2 protein-coding genes and 1 pseudogene are annotated in these 3,706 nt (G+C 44.2%); 1 reads left to right on the top strand and 2 read right to left on the bottom strand.

The window, feature by feature from the left end:
- Positions 1 to 236 (top strand): annotated as a pseudogene (locus QVP40_RS05945) (spore maturation protein); the annotation flags it as partial.
- Between the two features lie 77 nt (positions 237 to 313).
- Here QVP40_RS05945 and QVP40_RS05940 read toward each other — a convergent pair.
- Positions 314 to 2,137 carry a fibronectin type III domain-containing protein gene (locus QVP40_RS05940; RefSeq protein ID WP_022067570.1) on the bottom strand — a complete coding sequence of 608 codons (1,824 nt, stop codon included), beginning with the start codon at positions 2,135 to 2,137 and terminating at the stop codon, positions 314 to 316.
- Positions 2,138 to 2,156: 19 nt separating this feature from the next.
- A partial coding sequence (locus tag QVP40_RS05935; RefSeq protein ID WP_330361893.1) for a hypothetical protein occupies positions 2,157 to 3,706 on the bottom strand: 1,550 nt, incomplete at its 5' end.

Below are 3,706 nucleotides of genomic sequence, written 5' to 3'. Positions count from 1 at the left end.
CGTCCAGCGCAGCAACAGGGCTGCTTCTGGACATTTTTAAGGAATTTGGGACAGATTCTCCTGTGGGGCTGATGGCAGGTCTGATGCTCAGCTCCACAGAAAGTGTTTTTTACTGCATGAGCGTATATTTTGGCTCTGTAGGCATACAGAAAACAAGATATACACTGACCGGCGCGCTTGTTGCTACGTTGGCCGGGATGGCAGCTTCGGTGTGGATTGTTACTTGTGTGATGTAGTAACCGCAAAATACTCAGGATTATTTTTGCTGTCGGACTGAGAGTCCTCTTACAGACTGTATTAAAAACTGTTTTTATTAAAGAGTTACTTTTACAGTGCCGTCAAGGGGCAGTCCCAGTTCTTTGATCTGCCAGTCTTCCAGCTTGATTTTATCGTTATGTCCGTACCATGTGAAAGTATATTGATAATGGGAAAATTTCCCACATTTACTTATATTACAGTTTCTACACTCAAGAAGGTGATGAATTTCATATATATGGAGTAAGGTATAACCGCCCAGACAATGTTCTGAGTTAGGGTTGTCTAAATGGTCAAAATACCGGATATCAAAGTTGTCATTAATTCCTGTGCCATAGTAATATCCGCATCCGGTACAGAAATTTGCCGCAGAAACTTTAAACGCGTTTTGGGTAGGGCCAGTGTTTTCCTGTAGAGAACCACTCCAGTCCAACCTTACATCTGATCCCAGATCCTCCCAGACATGTTTTCGCGTAGCAGGAATGGATTTTGTGTAGCTGTGACCGCAGGAGCATTTATAGGTACGGACACCTTCTTTACTGCAGGTTGGCTGTCTGGTAATGGAAGAAGTATAGCTGTGTTTATGCGGCGTGGGTTTTGAAGGTACGTTCACCGATACGCCTTTTGGATCATAGCCGCCGTAGGTATTTGAAAAAACAACATAAGCGCGGACTGTGTAAATGTTTTTCTGTCCCTTTATTGGGTTTTTATCCACATAGCTGTTGAACCTATAGTCTGTCAATCCAATCTGTTTCCAGCCGGTGGAAGGAGTTTTGCGGTATATGTAGTAGAAGCCGTTTCCCGGGAGTCCATTCCATGAAACAGTTACAGATTTCTGGTCTTTGGAAAGCACAGCGTTTTTCAGTTTTACTGTATCAAGTTTCGTGCTTATAGTCAGTCCTTTGCTGTTATATGGGCCGTTTGTATTATATTTGCTGTTATAACCTTTAACCGTGTAAGTATATTTCTGTCCTGGTATAATAGGCGTTTTGTTGGAATTGGTATGGGTGTAGCTGGTGGTATTTCCGCTTACTGTAGCCAGTCCTATCCACTGACTGCTGGCAGATTTCTTATAGTAGATCTTGTAGTGGGTGGCATTGGAAGCAGGCTTCCATTGAATGTTGATCTTATTATAAGCCGGAGCGGAAATTTTGGATAAGGTTACTGTGCCCGGTGTAAGTCTTTGGGAACCGGTGCTGCCGGATGAGGGCACGTTTACTGAAATTCCGCTGGGATTATAATTGCCGTACATTCTGGTGGGGCTGTAATAACTGCGTACCGTGTAAATATTTCTTTGTCCTTTGACCGGATTTCTGTCAATATAGGAGGTCTGAGGGCTTCGGAGGTTTGCAAGGCGTTTCCATCCTGTGGAAGGAGTTTTGCGGAAAACACAGTAATAATTACAGCCGGAAGCCCGGTTCCATGAAACCGTAACAGACTGTTTGTTGGAAGCAAGGGTGGCTCGGGAAAGCTGAACCGTAGAGGGTTTTGTCTGTACGGTCAGTCCCCTGGCATTATAATGTCCGTTTGTATTATATTTGCTGTTGTAGCCCTTGACTGTGTAGGTATATTTCTGTCCTACCACAATGGGCCTGGTTTTGGATGAAGTATGGGTATAGCTTGTGGTATTGCCGCTTACAGTGGCAAGTCCTGTCCATTGGCTTGAACCGGTTTTTTTATAATAGATTTTGTAGTGGGTGGCATTGGAAGTACGATTCCACCGGATATTGATCTTGTTGTATGTCGGGGCGGAGATTCCGGTGAGAGTAACCGTTCCGGGAGTTGCCTTTTGGTCTGCGGCAAAGGCTGTGGATGGAGTTAAGCCAAGGATCAGCATGACTGCCATAAGTACAGCCAGAAGACTGTTTGATTTTATTCTCATCTTTATAAAATCCTCCTTGTTAATATTTGGAAAAATCAATATACTCGATATCTTCTTTGTCTATCTGTCCGGTGGATACCATTGGGCAGATGGAATAGAGTTTTCCATCAGGGCCTCTCACACAGTCATGATCTGGGTTGGAGACATCGTAGGATACGATTTCTACAGGATAACCAATGATTTGGCCAATGTCATACATCAGGTTCGGAGAGGTAAAGGAATTCAGTTGGTGGTTTTGCCAGAATGCTCCCTGTTCTTTCAGCATGGTAGCATAGCCCTCTTCTCCGCGGATCGTGGTAGGGTATCTGTATCGGGAACCGTTAACAAATTCGCCGTAAATTACCGCCTCAAACTGTTCCTTTGGGGTCATGCCTGGTTTTGTATATTTTTTGATCAGTCCATTGATCCAGTTGACGCCAGATTTCTTGTAATCTTTGAGTGTGACGCGAACAGATGCAGTGGTTTCATAGCAGCAATTAAGACTGGAATCAGCATACAATGGATTATCCAGGAATTGCGGTTTTATTTCCCGAACCTGTACGTTATAGGTTCCGGTCTTTTGGGGATAGCGCCGGGTGATATAGCCGCCCTGTACTTTTATCATATTGCTGTTGGGTGCACGTGTGCCTTTTACATCCCGATACTGTCCGGGTTGTATAGACTCTTCCACGATAGATCCGGCATTAGGAGACCAGTGCAGTCGGATACTGTCAGCTCTGGGATTATTTGTTTTGATATAGAAAAATGGCGCCGTCTCCAGTATATTATAAAATTCATTGTAGGTATTTATGATTTTTATATCATAGGTATATCTTGGTTTTGGCTCCTGTCTTGGAACAGAAACAGAGCAACCGGCTGTATTGTATCCGCCCAGAGTTTTGGTTGGGGAGTAATAGGCACGTACAGTATAGGTATTTGTGTTGTTGCTGACCGGTCTTTGATCAGTATAGCTGGTAACATTACTTTTCAGGGTTGCAATCCGTGCCCATCCGGTGGAAGGAGTTTTGCGGTATACGAAATACTGATTGCAGCCGGGAACCGGATTCCAGGACACTTTGACGGATCTTTTATCCCCGGAAAGAGAAGCACCTCTCAGCTTTACGGTGGAGAGTTTGGTGCTTGCAGTCAGTCCCTTGCTGTTATATCTGCCGTTTGTGTTGTATCTGTTGTTGTACGCTTTTACAGTGTAGGTGTACTTCTGACCAACGATAATAGGTTTGGTACTGGAAGAAGTATGGGTGTAGCTGGAAGTATTTCCGCTTACGGTAGCAAGGTTTGTCCATGAAGCGGCTCCGTATTTTTTATAGTAGATCTTGTAGTGGGTGGCATTTGAGGCTTTTTTCCACTGGATATTGATTTTATTGTATGCCGGAGCTGAAATCTTGCTGAGAGTTACAGGGCCGGGAGTGATCTTTTGCGGTTTGTCAGGAGTCCCGGTTTTCGGAACATTTACAGAAAGTCCTCTGGTATTATAATTTCCATAGGTTTTTGTGGGGCTGTAGTAGCCTCTGACTGTATAAATATTTGTCTGTCCTTTGACGGGATTGCGGTCTGTGTAGACGGTATAGG

The sequence above is a fragment of the Blautia sp. CAG:257 genome, assembly GCF_000433815.1.
Classification (GTDB): domain Bacteria; phylum Bacillota; class Clostridia; order Lachnospirales; family Lachnospiraceae; genus Blautia_A; species Blautia_A caecimuris.
Note: the sequence above shows the minus strand (reverse complement) of the source record. Positions and strands in the feature narration are given on the sequence as shown.

Bases quoted from the DNA above. Each gene is read 5' to 3' on its own strand.
- QVP40_RS05940 (WP_022067570.1), bottom strand. From the start codon at position 2,137: ATGAGAATAAAATCAAACAGTCTTCTGGCTGTACTTATGGCAGTCATG.